This is a genomic window from Roseobacter sp. MED193, from assembly GCF_000152965.1.
Lineage (GTDB): Bacteria > Pseudomonadota > Alphaproteobacteria > Rhodobacterales > Rhodobacteraceae > Pseudophaeobacter.
In genome coordinates this window covers 3,708,605-3,722,890 of the sequence record NZ_CH902583.1, presented here as the reverse complement: position 1 = coordinate 3,722,890, position 14,286 = coordinate 3,708,605, and the positions used below count along the sequence as shown (strand labels likewise).

Here is a 14,286-nt window from a genome sequence, read left to right as displayed (position 1 = left end):
ACAGTCGACCTACTGTCCAGCAGCCGTGCCCTGCGAAGATCTCAGATAGTTAAAGAACTCAGAGTCCGGAGACAGCACCAGCGAGGAGTTGTTCCCCTTCAGCGCGCCTTCATAGGCATTCAGGCTGCGATAGAATTCAAAGAACTCCGGGTCGCGGCCATAGGCGTCCGCAAAGATAGAGTTGCGTTCCGCGTCGGCTTCACCGCGGATGATTTCCGCTTCACGCTCGGCTTCCGAAACCAGTTCAACCACGGTCCGATCTGCCTGGGCACGGATCCGCTGGGCGGCTTCGTTACCACGCGCCCGTTCATCCGTTGCTTCCCGCACACGTTCTGCCCGCATCCGCTGGAAGGTCGCTTCCAGGTTCTCTGTTGGTAGGTCGGTGCGCTTCAGTCGCACGTCAACGATCGCAATCCCAAGAGACTCCGCATCCTTGCTTGCCCCGTTACGGATCCGCAACATCAAAGCGGCCCGATCCGATGACAGGATGTCGTTAGAGCTGACCGAGCCAAGAATCTCTCGTGTCTGCGCCCGAAGGATCGAATCCAGGCGGTTTTCTGCAGTGGCGATACCACCAGCACCCACCGCCTGGCGGAAACGGTTAACGTCCACGATACGATACCGTGCAAAGGCATCAACGACCAAGCGACGATCATCAGAGGGGGTAATCTCAAGCGGATCAATATCACGGCTTAGGATTCGGTCATCATAGCGCACGACTTCCTGAATAACCGGAATTTTGAACGCAAGACCTGGATCTTCCTTGACCGAGACAACCCGGCCGAATTGCAGAACCAGTGCCTTTTCGCGTTCATCCACGATGAAGACCGACGACAGGATACCAACGAGTGCCAGTACCAGTACCGGCAAGAGGAAAGTTGTCTTTTTCATCAGTTGCTTCCTCCCGAACGACGCAGCTCGTTCAGCGGCAGATAGGGCACAACGCCCTGACCGCCTTCACCGGTCGATTGATCCAGGATCACCTTGTTCACATTGCCCAAGACCTGCTCCATGGTTTCCAGATAGAGACGCTTGCGGGTCACTTCTGGTGCCTTTTGGTATTCAGTCAAAACCGCACTAAAGCGACTGGCCTCACCCTGGGCTTCATTGACGACCTGGGCGCGATAGCCTTCGGCACGCTCCAGCAACTCTGCCGCCTGACCACGCGCCTGCGCCAAAGCATTGTTGGCATAGGCGTCAGCTTCGTTTTGGCGCTGATCACGCTCTTGCTCAGCTGCCTGAACATCAAGGAAAGCCGCAATCACCGAAGCAGGTGGATCCGCCTTATCAAAGTTGACGCGGATGATGTCGATACCACTGTCGTAGTCATCCAAAGTGGACTGAATCAACTCCTGCAAGCGCGAGGCAATGGAGCCACGATCACGGTTCAGGATCGGTGCCAGTTCAGATTGCGCGATGATTTCACGCATGGCTGATTCTGAAACAGCCCGAATGGTGGCGCGCGCGTCACGCAGATTGAACAGGTATTTCGCAGGGTCGTTGATGTTCCAGACCACCTGGAAATCGATATCTACGATGTTTTCATCACCCGTCAGCATGAGCCCAGCATCAGAGCCAGCACCACCCACACCGATGTCTTCGGTCTGTTCGCGGGTAACTGGTAGGATTTCCTTCGTCACCAGCGGCCAGGGAGCAAAGTTCAGACCCGGATTTCCGGTATCCATATATTCCCCCAGGAACAGTTCAACTGACTGCTCTTCAGGTTTGACCGAATAAAAGCTTTGCGAGCCCCAAAACAAAACGCCAACAACCGCAGCTATTGCCACAGTGCCCTTGGTGAACAAGGGCGAGCCGCCACCGCCCTGGCCGCCACCAGTGCCGCCGCCCTGACCATTGCCGCCGCGACCGCCCATCAGGACACGCAGCTGCTCCTGGCCTTTTTTGACCAGCTCATCAATTTCAGGGATCTGGGGGTCTTCGGGACGACGACCACCGCCGCCTCCGCCGTTATTACCACCACCGTTGTTTCCCCGGTTGCCTCCGCCGCCAGAAGAGCCTCCGCCCCCCCAGGGGCCACCGCTATTGCCCGCCATATGTCTCCTATCCCATTTCTGCCGCCTTATGCGGCATGATCTTCACATTTGTGGTCTTAGTCTTGTGAATTCAAGTCGTTCGACTTGGTAGTTTCATTGTGACCAGTTCTTCCGACATGGTGGGGTGAACTGCAACCGTACGGTCGAAATCTTCTTTAGTTGCCCCCATCTTTACGGCAATCCCGGCCAATTGGATCATTTCACCAGCTCCCGGCGCCACGATATGGCAGCCCAACACCTTGCGATTGGCCTTGCTGACGATCAGTTTCATCAGCACTTTCTGGGCGCGGCCTGCAAAACTCTGCTGCATGGGTTTAAAGCTGGCGGAATAGACCTCGATTGGTTCCTGGGCCGCAGCCTCTTCCTCAGATAGACCCACAGTGCCCATCTCCGGCTGAGTAAAGATCGCCGTGGGGATCAGCTCGTGATCGGGGCTGGTGGGGTTGCCTTTGAAAACTGTCTCCACAAAAGCCATGCCTTCGCGGATCGCAACCGGCGTCAGATTGGCACGATCAGTCACATCGCCAATAGCAAAGACCGAAGGAACGCCAGTCTGGCTATAGGCATCCACCAGGATCTCGCCCTTTTTGCCACGGGCAACGCCCAGCGCCTCAAGCCCTAGATTATCTGCATTGGGGTGACGGCCAGTGGCATACATGACCTGATCAAACAGCGTCTCATTGCCCTTGGTGTCAGTAACACGAATCTGGTCGCCATCCTTGACCATGGACACCACATTGGTTTCAAGCTGCAGATCAACGCCAGCTTCAATCATGCCTGCGGCCACCACATTGCGCGCCTCTTCGTCAAAGCCGCGCAGGATCTGCGTACCGCGATAGAACTGCGTTGTTTTGACCCCCAGGCCATTCATGATGCCGGCAAATTCCGAGGCGATATAGCCGCCCCCCACGATCAGGATCGATTCCGGCAGTTTTTCCAGATGGAACATCTCGTTCGAGGTGATCGCCAGCTCCGAACCGGGGAATTCTGGCACAGTGGGCCAGCCGCCCGTGGCAATCAAGATGTGCTTTGCGGTTTTATGACTTCCGTCCGCCAACGCAACAGTATGCGCGTCGACCAAGGTCGCACGAGAATCATAGCTGGTGACGCCGCTGTTTTTCAGCAAGTTCCGGTAGATCCCCTCCAGCCGGTCCAACTCTGCGTGCAGTTTGCCCTTGAAGGCCTCCCAGTCAAAGACACCGCCCGAGATATCCCAGCCATAGGCCTGGGCATCCCCCACCATGGCTGAATACTCAGAGGCAAAGACCATCAGCTTCTTTGGCACACAGCCGCGGATGACGCAGGTGCCGCCGTAGCGATCCTCTTCGGCCAAAGCCACTTTGGCGCCTTCTGCTGCCGCCACACGGGCCGCACGGACGCCACCAGAGCCGCCGCCAATAACAAAAAGATCGTAGTCAAAGCTCATCTTATTTCTGCCTCTTAGTCGGAGAGATCGGAAAACAGATTGTCACTTTCGACAAAATCCAGTTTTTCGCGCTCTACCGTGCCTTCGTTGATATCTCGCACTTCTACATTGCCATCCCCGTAGCCGATGATGACGGTGTCACAGATATCTATGAACAAGCCGTTTTCAACCACACCTGGGATCTGGTTAATCACCAGCGCCAGCTGACGTGCATTGCCAATCCGGTTCAGATGCAGGTCGAGAATATGGTTCCCCTCATCGGTCATAAAGGCCCGATCTCCGTTCATCCGCAAGGTGGCAGACCGCCCCAATACGTCCATGGAAACAAGGGTTTCTTCGATCAGAGCCTGGCTGGTCTGCCAGCCGAAGGGAATGATCTCTACCGGCAAGGGAAAAGCGCCGAGGTTTTCGACCTCTTTGCCCGCATCAGCGATCACTACCATTTGATCAGAAGCCGTCGCCACGATTTTTTCTTGTAACAAAGCACCGCCACCGCCCTTGATCAGATTGAGGTCGCGATCAAATTCATCGGCCCCGTCAATGGTCAGATCCAACCATTTTGCCTCATCGAGCGAGGTGACGGGAATACCCACTTCGCGGGCCAGTTCTGCGGTCCGGGTCGAGGTAGGAACAGCAGTGAACTTCAACCCCTCCTCGCGCACCATCTCTCCGAGACAGCGCACCAGCCAGGCAGCGGTTGAGCCCGTCCCCAATCCAACCCGCATACCATCCTCCACCAATCCCGATGCCTGCTTGGCAGCGACAAATTTGGCTTTGTCGATGGGGGACAGTTCTCCGGTCATGGGATAGGCTCCGTGATTGATGTTTGTTTGCCTTATAAGCAATGCCCCGCCCAAGGGCGAGAAGCAATTAAGGCCAGCCAATCAATCCCCCAGTGCCAGCCACAAAAACAGACCGTTGCGCGGCGTGTTTCCTATTGGAAACGCCGGTATCAGGCGCTAATGAGTCCTCACCTCCAGTTAAAAGTGCGCCATGACAGAGCCCTATCGCCTCCATTACGCCCCTGACAACGCCTCGCTGGTGATCCGCTTGGCGCTGGAAGAGCTTGGCCTTTCATATGAGACCGCCCTGGTCGACCGAAGAGCCGGGGCACAAAACACCCAAGCTTATCGCGAGATCAACCCAAATGGCCTGATTCCCGTATTGGAAACACCGGATGGCGCGATTTTTGAAACCGCAGCCATACTGCTCTGGCTCGCGGACCGGCATGGGGCGCTGGCCCCTTCCCCAGACAGCCCCGAGCGTGCGGCCTTCCTGAAATGGCTGTTCTTCGCTTCCAATACCCTGCATGCGGATCTCAGGATCTGCTTCTACCCTCAAAAATACATCGGTTTGGACAACGCTGATCAGTCAGCCCTGAGCAAGGTTATCAAACAGCGCTTAAAAGTGCACCTTGGCCACCTAAACGACCTAACCGCCACAAACCCAGCTTGGCTCGGGGCATCACAACCCTCGGTTCTGGACTTCTATCTGGCCTGCATGATGCGCTGGATGGCGCTCTATCCGGCCAAGAATGACCGCAGCTGGTTCGATCTTCGCGAATACCCCCACCTGTTTGCCCTGTTGCAACGCCTTCAATCTCGCCACGCCGTAGTGGCCGCTCAAGCCGCCGAAGGCCTGGGACCGCATCCATTTACTCAGCCCCAACTCGCCACGCCTCCAGAAGGATCCGCTACCTGATGTTCCTCTCCGTTTTTGACATGTTCAAAGTGGGCATTGGCCCGTCTTCGTCTCATACCATGGGTCCGATGGTTGCTGCGGCTCGCTTCCTCGATATGATGCGCGCATCACCCTTTGTATTCCACGGGTTGCGCGCCTCTTTGCACGGCTCATTGGCCTTTACAGGCGTCGGCCACGCCACGGATCGCGCGACGATACTGGGCTTGGCTGGCTTTTTGCCCGACACCTATGATGACGAAAAGGCAGAGGCCTTTTTGGTGGACCTGGCCAAGACCCATGTGATGCAGCCAGAGGGGCTGCCTGAACTACAGTTCAACCCAAAGACTGACATGCTGTTTGACTATGATCACGTGCTTGACGGCCATGCCAATGGCATGATCCTGATGGCCACAGACGCCCAGGGCGATGTGATCCTGCAGCAGGTTTTCTATTCCATCGGGGGCGGCTTTGTTCTCACCGAAGAGGAGCTGGCCGCTGGCAAGGATGTCGATGAAGGCGCGCCCGTGCCCTACCCCTTCACGTCAGCTGCTATGATGCTGGAGATGGCCAAGAAGAGCGGTAAGAGCATTGCTCAGATGAAACGCGCCAACGAAATCTCGCGTGGTTGCGAGCAGAGCCTCGCCAAGGGAACTGCCCGAATCTGGGAGGTGATGAACAACTGCATTGAGCGCGGCTTGGTGCGTGACGGCATTCTGCCAGGCGGGCTGAATGTCCGCCGCCGGGCCAAGGGCATTTACGACAGCCTAATGGCGGAGCGTGGCATGAACCTGGTCGCGCCCCATACCATCAACGACTGGATGAGCGTTTATGCCATGGCCGTAAATGAGGAAAACGCAGCTGGGGGGCAGGTTGTAACCTCGCCCACAAATGGCGCGGCCGGGGTACTGCCGGCGGTCGTGCGCTATTACCTCGATCACGTACCTGGCGCCGCGCCCTCCCATGTAGAAGATTTCCTGCTGACCGCTGCCGCCATTGGCGGGTTGGTCAAATTCAACGCTTCAATTTCCGGCGCGGAAGCCGGTTGCCAGGCAGAGGTTGGCTCGGCCTCGGCAATGGCCGCAGCGGGCCTTTGTGCGGTTATGGGAGGCACTCCAGAACAGGTTGAAAACGCCGCTGAAATCGCGTTGGAACATCACCTGGGCATGACCTGCGACCCTGTTAAGGGCCTCGTTCAGGTACCCTGCATCGAGCGCAATGGGTTGGGAGCGATCAAGGCGGTTTCAGCGGCCTCTCTGGCGCTGCGCGGCGATGGGCAGCACCTGGTACCTCTGGATGCGGTGATCGAAACCATGCGTCAGACTGGCGCTGACATGCACGAAAAATACAAAGAGACCTCGCTTGGGGGACTGGCTGTCAACGTTCCAAACTGTTGATCTAGGGGCCATTCTCTCCTGCGCGCAACCAATGCTTGCACCTTCTCGGCGACGCGCCTAGCGTGGCGCCATGACACAGAACACCACTCTTGATCGCCCTCTGCTTGGCATCGCATTGATGCTTGGATTTTGCATTCTGATCCCGCTTGGCGATGCCATCGCCAAACTGCTGGCTGAAAGGGTGCCTGTGGGACAGATCGTCTTTATTCGCTTTGCCGCACAGGCGCTGATTTTGGTGCCGGTCTCACTCGCTTTGGGGCAAAGCCTGCGGCTGCCTCGGCGCTTGTTGCCGCCTGTGTTGCTACGGACCCTGTTACAGATGGCCGGGATCACCGCAATGTTCAACGCTCTGCGTTACCTGCCTTTGGCGGACGCGGTGGCAATCGCTTTTGTGATGCCGTTTATCATGCTGCTTTTGGGCAAGTATGTACTTGGCGAAGAGGTGGGTTTTCGCCGCCTCGCCGCCTGTGTTGTGGGCTTTACCGGAACGCTCTTGGTCATCCAGCCCAGCTTTGCCGTGGTTGGGCTCAATGCGCTGTGGCCGCTGGCCGTCGCGGTGATCTTTGCTGTCTTCATGCTGGTCACCCGCAAAATCGCCAAGGACACCTCTCCGATCCCTCTACAGGCAATATCGGGCCTCATAGCATCTGTGCTGATGCTGCCGCTGTTCTGGATCGGGAGCATCGGAGAGATCACCTTCCTCAGCCCTGCCCTGCCAGCACAGGACAGCTGGAACCTTCTGGCCATGGCCGGGGCTCTTGGCACCATCGCACATCTGTTGATGACCTGGAGCCTGCGGTATGCACCGGCTTCCACCCTGGCCTCGATGCAGTATCTGGAGATTCCCATCGCCACCCTGGTAGGCTGGGTAATTTTTAATGAGCTGCCGAACACTTTGGCCAGCCTTGGAATTGGACTGACCGTTGCAGCGGGCCTGTATGCGATCCTGCGCGAACACAGGGCCGCCAAGGAGGCGCCCCAGATCCCCCCAAAACCCGCAGCTACATAAGCGCCCGCATAAGCGCTGGCAGATGATCGCGGGGGACCATCCCCAATAGACCAGGTCCGTCAACCCTGAGTGTCACCGGGCCAAGCGCCCGATTTGAGGTACCAATCTGTCCGCCTGGTCGCATGACCAGCCCTTCAAGTGGCCATTGCAATCCGGTGGAGCCTGCGCGCACTTCGCGCAAAGGAAACAGCGACACAGTTTCCCCCGCGCGCAGCGGGAGCGAAATCTGCTCAGGCAGGTGAAAAATCACCTCCTGTGCGCCCAGAACAATACAGGGCGGGCCGATGTCTTGCACCAGCGCGTTAAGAACCGCCAATTGGTGATCAACCCGTCCCCCAAGAAACCCGACCGCAACGACGAGTGGCGCGCGGATAGCCCGCAGGGCCTTCTCAAAATCCGTGCTCTCCTGCTCTGCCACGCGAAACTGCCGGTCTTGCGGGATCTGTGCCAAAATATGTGAAGGAATCGAATCAAAATCTCCAATCACAGCGCTTGGCAGATGGTTTTGCGCCACGGCATGCGCCGCGCCGCCATCAGCAGCCACTAAACATTTGGTTAAGGACAGCGCCCAATGCAGGTCGCCTTCCCCAAGGTCACCGCCCCCCACCAACGTAACTGGCTCTGTTTTGTCTACAATCAGCTTGTTCATGCCGAGATTATTCGCAGATCTAGAAACCGGCCACAATCTAAACACAAAATGATACGATCAATTGCACGGATTCGAGCAAAATTTGACGAGCTAGCCCATATTGTAAATTGCAATTACTTTGGCGAGGACGAGCAAACCGATGGTACATAACAACAAAGTTCTGACGGTTTCATATGGAACCTTCTCCTGCACCCTTGAGGGATTTGAAGATTCCTTTGGGACAATGAAGGCCATTGCTGAGTACTTCCGCGATCTGGCCTCGGATGACCGCTACTTTGGTGCAGAACCGCCCCAGCCCGATGCCGAAATGCTGGCCCGCATTGCACAGCGCGAAGTATCTCGCCAGGTCGAGGCCCGCACCAGCAGCGATGGCATCCACCTGCGCACTGCGGCGCCCAACGATCCGCCCGCCCAGTTAGCCCCTGCTGCCGTCTCTGCTCCCACCAATGAGCCCGTTCCAGCCTCCGAAGCGGATGCAAACTCCCCGGCCAAGGTTCAGCCTCAGGCCCGCTCCCTGGCACAGGACACCACTGAGATAGACCCCAGCACAGTTGACCTGTTTGAAGACGATCTACCAGAGCTGGACGCGGTCCCTGACGCCGCCGCAGAATCCGCCGCGATTGAGGCGACACCTGCTGCAGAACCACAGGAGCAGGAGATACAGGCACAAGAGGCAAACCAAGGCCCTGCCGCCACAGTTGATCTGGCAACCATCGCGGCGATTTCCGCAGCGGTTTCCGAAGCTCCAAGTTCCGATGCCCCTGCATCAGACGAGTCCGACGGAGAAGATGTGGAGTTCTTTGACGACGAGATCGTCGCAGAACCAGTTGCCGCTTCCCCTCAAGAGGCGCCAGCCACCGAAAGCATCGCAGCCAAGTTGCAACGCATTCGTGCTGTGGTCTCTCAGACCGCTGACAAAGAGGAATTTTCAGAAGACGAACATGCCGAGTCCTTTGTTGAAACAGCGCGCGCCGAACTGGCTCAGGTTCAAGACGACGATCTGGAAGGGCACGACACAGAAGTTGAAAGCGATGAAATCTCCCGGGTTCTTGACCGTCTTGACCTCACTGGTGAATTCGCCGTCGAAGAGGAGGCGGAACAACAGAACGCCCCAGCCTCCGAAAGCTCTGAGTTGGACCCCAGCAGCGATTCTTTGATTGCTTCGGTTCTACAAGATCCGACGTCCACGCCAGAGGCCGAGCCACAGTCCGGACCAGATGGTGACACAGCGGCAGATGTAGAAGAGGCGCCTGCCCGCCCCAAGCGGGGAATTCGCCTGACCCGCCGCAATACAGTCGAAGCCCCAGCCCAAAGCACCCCAGAGCCCGAGGCCAAGTCTACGCTTGAAACACAGGTGGAAGATTCTCTTGCCGAGTCGGCCCACGTCACCCCAGTGGACAGTTCTGCGGCGGAAAACACCCCCAATGCCGCCAAGCCATTGCGCGCGCGCATTGTCAAAGTGAAGCGTGCTGAGCTTGAACAGGCAATGACTTCGGGCAACCTCGAAGAAGTGACCGAGAATGATGCCGCAGAAGCGCAAGACACCGTGCCTCAGGTGGAAAGCTCTCTGGATGCCGATGAGGAAGCAGATCTGTTGCGCGAACTGGCCGAGGTAGAAGCAGAGCTACTTGCCAGCAATCAGGATGATGAGGTCACGCCGCCCACGCCAGAAGAAACCGCACAGCCAGAGCATGTGGATGAGGCTGCAACCTCCGCCCCCTCCAGCGCAAAGCCGACTTCAAGCGGACAACCCAAGGACGCGCCAGATAGTGACGTCAACCGCCTTATGGAAGCCGCCGCGAGCAAGTTGGAAGATCCCGACAATGCGACCTCGCGAGAGACCTACAGCCATTTGCGCGCGGCTGTTGCGGCAGCCGAAGCGGATCGCTCCGCCGGTGATAACAGCGTCCAGAAGGATGAGTCGGAAGCCTATCGTGAGGACCTCGCCAATGTGGTACGGCCGCGCCGACCTGATGCTGCTAGCGCTGCAAAGGCGCCGCGCCCGCGCAGCGCTGGTAGCCGCCCTGCGCCGCTTAAACTGGTGGCAGAACAACGTATTGATCCGCAGCCACAGGCCGCAGCCGCGCCCATACGCCCGCGCCGGATTTCCAGCCCTGTCGAAGAAACTTCTCCTGCTCAGGCAGAAGCCTTTGGCAGCTTTACCGATTTTGTGCGCGACCAGGGGGCCGCTGAACTGCACGAACTGCTAGAAGCTGCCGCCTCCTACCTCAGCTTTGTTGAGGGGCGCGATCATTTCTCACGGCCTCAATTGATGAACAAGGTGCGCAGCGTTGGACATGGCGATTTCAACCGCGAAAACGGGCTGCGTTCAATTGGTCAATTGCTACGCGAGGGGAAGATTGAGCGCTCTGACAATGGCCATTTTTCAGCCACCGACGTCATTGGGTTCCGCCCGCAAAAGCGCGCAGCAGGCTAAGCCCTGAAAAAAGATCCGGTTACGTCGACCGGTCTTACAACAAAAGGCCCGACCGGATTGAATTCCGATCGGGCCTTTATTTATGGTCTGAGTTAGGTGCCATAGCGCCTATTCTTCGGCATCAGGGTCTTCCTTGCCGACACCGCGAAAGACAAATTTAAACGGCAGCACCCAAAGCACCCCCAGAACCGCATAGATGAGCAGCTCCACAAGGATCGGCGGCCGCTCAAACAGGCTCACCACGTTAACCGCCACGATGATATAGAGCGGCATACCGATCAACAAGACAACCAGCGCCCAACGGCGGCGCGCCTTGTAGCTGAGACCCGGTTTATCCGACATCAGTCAGCAAAGGGATCGGTCACCAAAATGGTGTCGTCCCGCTCCGGGCTGGTGGAAAGCAATGCAACGGGGCATTCGATCAGCTCTTCCACACGTTTCACATATTTAATCGCATTTGCAGGCAGATCGTTCCAGCTGCGCGCGCCTTCGGTCGATTCAGACCAACCGGGCATTTCCTCGTAGATCGGGGTGCAGCGCGCCTGCTGATCGGCGGCGGTGGGCAGATAGTCCAGTCGGGTGCCGTCCAGATCATAGCCCACACATATTTTCAGCGTTTCAAAGCCGTCCAACACATCCAGCTTTGTCAGAGAAATGCCGGTGATGCCGGAAGTGGCGCAGGTCTGGCGCACCAGGCAGGCGTCAAACCAGCCACAGCGACGCTGACGGCCGGTGGTGGTGCCAAACTCATGACCACGGGTGCCCAGCCGTTCCCCATCGGCGTCGGGCTTGCCCTCAGCATCCAACAGCTCGGTTGGGAAGGGGCCTTCTCCGACGCGAGTGGTATAGGCTTTGACGATCCCCAGCACATAATCAATTGAACCCGGACCAATGCCAACACCGGTAGAGGCCTGGCCTGCGATAACATTAGACGAGGTGACAAAGGGATAAGTGCCAAAGTCGATGTCCAGCAAGGCGCCCTGTGCGCCCTCAAACAAGATGCGTTTGCCGGCTTTGCGCTTTTCATTCAGCACTTTCCAGACGGGCGCCGCATAGGGCAGGATCTTCGGCGCGATCTCTTTCAACTGGGCCACCAGCGCATCGCGGTCGATGGCCTCGATGCCCAGGCCCTTGCGCAGGGGATCGTGGTGCTGCAACGCGCGATCCACACGGGCTTCCAAAGTGGCCGCATCCGCCAAATCAGCAACGCGGATGGCACGGCGGCCTACCTTGTCTTCATAGGCGGGGCCGATACCACGACCGGTGGTGCCGATCTTGGTGCCCTTGGAGGCAGCCTCTTCGCGGGCGCGATCTAGCTCGCCGTGAAGCGGCAGAATCAGCGGGGTGTTTTCGGCGATCATCAGGGTCTCGGGCGAGATCTCGACACCCTGCGCCTGCACAGTTTCGATCTCTTTCAGCAGATGCCAGGGGTCCAGAACCACACCATTGCCGATCACGCTCAGCTTGCCACCGCGCACCACGCCCGAGGGCAGCGCGTGCAATTTGTAGACTTTGCTGTCAATGACCAGCGTATGGCCGGCATTGTGACCGCCCTGAAAACGCGCAATCACATCGGCGCGTTCGCTGAGCCAATCAACGATCTTGCCTTTTCCTTCATCGCCCCACTGGGCGCCGACTACCACGACATTGGCCATTTCAGGTCCTTTGTATGCTGGTTAGAATGTATGCTGGTGGAAACCAGAGCCCCGTATAGCGATGCCACGCGCGCGAGGAAACCGTTAAATCGACGCAGAAGCGTTACATTCGCCAAAGCCCCTGCCGAACAAGCGATCCTATCAGCCCGCCAAATGCACCGGGTCGCCATGTGGGGTGCTCAGATAGGCCTCTTCCCAGTCGCGGCGTACCAAAGCCACCTCCTGCGGGCTGGCGTTTCCCGCCTCGGCGAGAATCGCCTCCAGCGTTTCAAGCCAGGCATCAAAGTAGTCAGCCCCACCATCCAGCTCACGGCTAAGCCCGTTTCGGCGCAGCGTCTGAGAAAAGCGTGCAACCCAGTCCGACCAGCTGAAACGACCGGCCTCGTTCAGGGCAACGGTGAGCGCAAAGACCTGTGCATGCCAGGGTTCTTCGAAAACCGGCTCAGGGGCGCTGTGGCCGATACAGTCGCTCATTCCGCGCCCTCCGGAGCAGGCTCTAGGTAGCTTTGCCACAGATCCAGCACCACCTCGTCCTTGGGGTGTTCCGGATGGGTCCAGAGTTCAGAGGCCTTAAAAACAACAGCATAAAGCGGCTCTGGCGCCTCCCCTAGCCCATGGGCGTTGCTATCTGGCAAAACATGAGCACCATGTTGCAGCAGGATTTCCCCGCAAGCCCCCGTTGCGTAGCCTGGCAGTCGGGTGTGGCCCCCATCAACCAACGCGCTGCCGCCCGGATGGCGGGTCTTGACCCTATCGCCTGGGGTAAAGCTGGCCGCAATACGGCTGTCGCGATTGGCGGGGCCACCCTTGGCTAGAACGGCTGCTACAGCCTCCGCCCTGAGCGCCTTGGACGCCAAGGCATGCACGCTCGCATCGTCCTGTCCTCTTAGGTCTTCACGGGTCAAGACCCCCGTCTCAACCAATAGATCCGCCAATGCCGAGATCCATTTCTCATAATAGGAAAACCGAGAGTAGTCTTTTGGTGAAAGCCGTTCACGGGCATGGCGCGAAATATCGATATTCCACTTACCCAAGGCGCCGCAGGCCAGGGTAACCGCGAGGGCACGAGCATGCCAGTCTGTGGCAAAGATCGGCGCATTCGGGGCATCTGGCATCACGACTCCGTCACCGAATCGCCCGCCCATGTCGTGTACGCGGCTCATGATGAACCTCCGATGATGCTCCCAGAACCGCCGCTGGGTGCCGAGGCAAGCGCGGTTCCGATCATCGAATCACGAGAGACCAAAGCCGCAAGCGCGTCTTCGTCGAGGTCTTCACTGCCTGCGGGGCGCATAGGCAGCACCAGATAGCGAACTTCTGCTGTCGAATCCCAGACCCGCACCGCCGTCTCAGCTGGCAGGGTCACACCAAAATCCGCCAGAACCTTGCGGGGCTCCCTGACCGCGCGGGCGCGGTAAGCATCGGATTTGTACCACCCCGGCGGAATACCCAGCAGCGGCCACGGGTAACAGCTGCACAGGGTACAGACGACCATGTTATGCTGTGTGGGGGTATTCTCAACGACAACCATATGTTCGCCCTGTCGGCCATAATACCCCAGTTCAGCGAGGACGGGGTCAGCATCCGCTAATATGGCTTTCTTAAAGGCCGGATCGCTCCAGGCGCGGGCAATAACCCGGGCACCGTTTTGGGGGCCGATCTTGTTTTGATAGGTATCAATGATCTCATCCAACGCGGCTGGGTCGATCAGGCCTTTCCGGGTGAGAATCGTCTCTAGCGCCTTAACCCGCAAAGCAGGGTCAGAGGGTAACAAAGCATGCGGGTGGTCAGAATGGTCATGAGGCATATCTTCAGCCTGCCCCAACGCCCACACCTACGTCCAGTCACTTTTCCCGTGATTCTGCGCAGTTTTACCGGGCCAGGGCCGCTCTGTACCAAGTCTGTGCCAACAATCGAAACTGAGCCCTTGCCCCTGTCGGCATTCTTGCCTATTTACCGCCCGATAGTTTAGCCAACAGCCG

General features: G+C 58.0%; 14 protein-coding genes. 4 read left to right on the top strand and 10 right to left on the bottom strand.

Annotated elements, in window-relative coordinates; genetic code table 11:
* Positions 1-9: 9 nt before the first annotated feature.
* The 4 genes from hflC to rpiA form a co-directional block, all read right to left on the bottom strand.
* Positions 10-891: a protease modulator HflC gene (gene hflC, locus MED193_RS20265; RefSeq protein WP_009811650.1), complete on the bottom strand. Its 882-nt coding sequence runs from the start codon at positions 889-891 to the stop codon at positions 10-12.
* On the bottom strand, positions 891-2,054 hold the full coding sequence (hflK, locus tag MED193_RS20260) for an FtsH protease activity modulator HflK (protein ID WP_009811649.1): 1,164 nt from the start codon (positions 2,052-2,054) through the stop codon (positions 891-893). Before hflK ends, hflC begins: the two co-directional genes overlap by 1 nt.
* Before the next feature lie 70 nt (positions 2,055-2,124).
* A complete protein-coding gene (gene gor, locus MED193_RS20255; protein ID WP_009811648.1) occupies positions 2,125-3,480 on the bottom strand; it encodes a glutathione-disulfide reductase in 1,356 nt (451 codons plus the stop codon).
* Positions 3,481-3,494: 14 nt separating this feature from the next.
* Positions 3,495-4,283 carry a ribose-5-phosphate isomerase RpiA gene (rpiA, locus tag MED193_RS20250; protein ID WP_009811647.1) on the bottom strand — a complete coding sequence of 263 codons (789 nt, stop codon included), beginning with the start codon at positions 4,281-4,283 and terminating at the stop codon, positions 3,495-3,497.
* Positions 4,284-4,473: 190 nt separating this feature from the next.
* On the opposite strand from rpiA, the gene MED193_RS20245 reads away from it, so the two are divergent.
* From MED193_RS20245 to MED193_RS20235, 3 genes are all read left to right on the top strand, one after another.
* Positions 4,474-5,181 (top strand): glutathione S-transferase family protein, encoded by a 708-nt coding sequence (locus tag MED193_RS20245; RefSeq protein ID WP_009811646.1) that lies wholly within the window; start codon positions 4,474-4,476, stop codon positions 5,179-5,181.
* Positions 5,181-6,554: an L-serine ammonia-lyase gene (locus MED193_RS20240; protein ID WP_009811645.1), complete on the top strand. Its 1,374-nt coding sequence runs from the start codon at positions 5,181-5,183 to the stop codon at positions 6,552-6,554. The genes MED193_RS20245 and MED193_RS20240 overlap by 1 nt, the downstream gene beginning before the upstream one ends.
* 70 nt (positions 6,555-6,624) lie before the next feature.
* The gene (locus MED193_RS20235; protein ID WP_009811644.1) at positions 6,625-7,563 is read left to right on the top strand and encodes a DMT family transporter; all 939 of its coding nucleotides are present in this window, start codon (positions 6,625-6,627) and stop codon (positions 7,561-7,563) included.
* Here the strand turns inward: MED193_RS20235 and MED193_RS20230 are convergent.
* Positions 7,556-8,212, bottom strand: coding sequence for a thiamine diphosphokinase (locus MED193_RS20230; protein ID WP_009811643.1), 657 nt, complete (start codon positions 8,210-8,212; stop codon positions 7,556-7,558). The two genes, MED193_RS20235 and MED193_RS20230, sit on opposite strands and share 8 nt — an antisense overlap.
* A 139-nt stretch (positions 8,213-8,351) precedes the next feature.
* Here MED193_RS20230 and MED193_RS20225 point away from each other — a divergent pair, with 139 nt between their 5' ends.
* The gene (locus tag MED193_RS20225; protein WP_009811642.1) at positions 8,352-10,649 is read left to right on the top strand and encodes a lipoprotein; all 2,298 of its coding nucleotides are present in this window, start codon (positions 8,352-8,354) and stop codon (positions 10,647-10,649) included.
* 108 nt (positions 10,650-10,757) lie between these two features.
* Here the strand turns inward: MED193_RS20225 and MED193_RS20220 are convergent, their stop codons facing one another.
* The 5 genes from MED193_RS20220 to nthA all read right to left on the bottom strand — a co-directional run bounded on the left by MED193_RS20220 (position 10,758) and on the right by nthA (position 14,111).
* The gene (locus MED193_RS20220) at positions 10,758-10,991 is read right to left on the bottom strand and encodes a DUF2842 domain-containing protein (RefSeq protein ID WP_009811641.1); all 234 of its coding nucleotides are present in this window, start codon (positions 10,989-10,991) and stop codon (positions 10,758-10,760) included.
* Positions 10,991-12,304: an adenylosuccinate synthase gene (locus MED193_RS20215; RefSeq protein WP_009811640.1), complete on the bottom strand. Its 1,314-nt coding sequence runs from the start codon at positions 12,302-12,304 to the stop codon at positions 10,991-10,993. The genes MED193_RS20220 and MED193_RS20215 overlap by 1 nt, the downstream gene beginning before the upstream one ends.
* A 141-nt stretch (positions 12,305-12,445) precedes the next feature.
* Positions 12,446-12,778 (bottom strand): nitrile hydratase accessory protein, encoded by a 333-nt coding sequence (locus tag MED193_RS20210; RefSeq protein ID WP_009811639.1) that lies wholly within the window; start codon positions 12,776-12,778, stop codon positions 12,446-12,448.
* Positions 12,775-13,467, bottom strand: a complete 693-nt coding sequence (gene nthB / locus MED193_RS20205) for a nitrile hydratase subunit beta (protein ID WP_039966471.1) — start codon at positions 13,465-13,467, stop codon at positions 12,775-12,777. Before nthB ends, MED193_RS20210 begins: the two co-directional genes overlap by 4 nt.
* The gene (gene nthA / locus MED193_RS20200; RefSeq protein ID WP_039966467.1) at positions 13,464-14,111 is read right to left on the bottom strand and encodes a nitrile hydratase subunit alpha; all 648 of its coding nucleotides are present in this window, start codon (positions 14,109-14,111) and stop codon (positions 13,464-13,466) included. Before nthA ends, nthB begins: the two co-directional genes overlap by 4 nt.
* Positions 14,112-14,286: the final 175 nt, after the last annotated feature.

What these genes read in the sequence shown, in the direction of transcription:
- hflC (WP_009811650.1), bottom strand. Translation starts at nt 891, where the DNA reads ATGAAAAAGACAACTTTCCTCTTGCCGGTACTGGTACTGGCACTCGTT.
- hflK (WP_009811649.1), bottom strand. Translation starts at nt 2,054, where the DNA reads ATGGCGGGCAATAGCGGTGGCCCCTGGGGGGGCGGAGGCTCTTCTGGC.
- gor (WP_009811648.1), bottom strand. Translation starts at nt 3,480, where the DNA reads ATGAGCTTTGACTACGATCTTTTTGTTATTGGCGGCGGCTCTGGTGGC.
- rpiA (WP_009811647.1), bottom strand. Translation starts at nt 4,283, where the DNA reads ATGACCGGAGAACTGTCCCCCATCGACAAAGCCAAATTTGTCGCTGCC.
- MED193_RS20245 (WP_009811646.1), top strand. Translation starts at nt 4,474, where the DNA reads ATGACAGAGCCCTATCGCCTCCATTACGCCCCTGACAACGCCTCGCTG.
- MED193_RS20240 (WP_009811645.1), top strand. Translation starts at nt 5,181, where the DNA reads ATGTTCCTCTCCGTTTTTGACATGTTCAAAGTGGGCATTGGCCCGTCT.
- MED193_RS20235 (WP_009811644.1), top strand. Translation starts at nt 6,625, where the DNA reads ATGACACAGAACACCACTCTTGATCGCCCTCTGCTTGGCATCGCATTG.
- MED193_RS20230 (WP_009811643.1), bottom strand. Translation starts at nt 8,212, where the DNA reads ATGAACAAGCTGATTGTAGACAAAACAGAGCCAGTTACGTTGGTGGGG.
- MED193_RS20225 (WP_009811642.1), top strand. Translation starts at nt 8,352, where the DNA reads ATGGTACATAACAACAAAGTTCTGACGGTTTCATATGGAACCTTCTCC.
- MED193_RS20220 (WP_009811641.1), bottom strand. Translation starts at nt 10,991, where the DNA reads ATGTCGGATAAACCGGGTCTCAGCTACAAGGCGCGCCGCCGTTGGGCG.
- MED193_RS20215 (WP_009811640.1), bottom strand. Translation starts at nt 12,304, where the DNA reads ATGGCCAATGTCGTGGTAGTCGGCGCCCAGTGGGGCGATGAAGGAAAA.
- MED193_RS20210 (WP_009811639.1), bottom strand. Translation starts at nt 12,778, where the DNA reads ATGAGCGACTGTATCGGCCACAGCGCCCCTGAGCCGGTTTTCGAAGAA.
- nthB (WP_039966471.1), bottom strand. Translation starts at nt 13,467, where the DNA reads ATGAGCCGCGTACACGACATGGGCGGGCGATTCGGTGACGGAGTCGTG.
- nthA (WP_039966467.1), bottom strand. Translation starts at nt 14,111, where the DNA reads ATGCCTCATGACCATTCTGACCACCCGCATGCTTTGTTACCCTCTGAC.